We start from the raw sequence: 668 nt of genomic DNA on the forward strand, positions 1-668 counted from the left end.
TCCCCGCCTAGATCGAAGAAGGAGTCGTCGACGCCGACGCGGTCGAGCCCGAGGACTTGGGCATAGATACCGGCCAACAACTCCTCGACCGCATCAGAGGGAGCCCGATACCGGTCACCATCGCCATAGTCAGGTGCGGGCAAGGCACGCACATCGAGCTTGCCGTTGACCGTCACCGGCAACGCATCAACGCCCACCACCGCCGCGGGAACCATGTAGGCAGGCAACCGATCCGCCAACGCCGCCCGCACCCGCCCCGGATCAACCACCCCGGTGACATAACCCACCAAACGCTTGACACCGGGCTGATCCTCACGCGCGATCACCGCCGCCTGCTCAACACCATCCACCGCAGTCAGCGCCGACCGAACCTCACCCAACTCGATCCGATAACCACGAATCTTGACCTGCTCATCGGCCCGACCCAAATAATCCAACTGCCCATCAGAGCGCCAACGCACCAAATCCCCAGTGCGATACATCCGCGCCCCAGCCACCCCAAACGGACACGCCACAAACCGCGACCCGGTTAAGGCCGACCGGCCGAGATAGCCCATCGCCACGCCGACGCCGGCGACATACAACTCACCGATTACCCCGGCCGGAACCGGGCGCAGCCACTCGTCGAGCACGAACAGCGCCGCGGTCGATACCGGCGCACCGATCGG

1 protein-coding gene is annotated in these 668 nt (G+C 65.0%); it reads right to left on the bottom strand.

Annotated features, from left to right (window positions below; all coding sequences use genetic code 11):
• Positions 1–668 (bottom strand): AMP-binding enzyme (locus A5752_RS04845; protein ID WP_156613622.1); only part of this gene is annotated, 668 nt, incomplete at both ends.

This window comes from Mycobacterium sp. 852002-51961_SCH5331710, from assembly GCF_001665535.1.
Lineage (GTDB): Bacteria > Actinomycetota > Actinomycetes > Mycobacteriales > Mycobacteriaceae > Mycobacterium.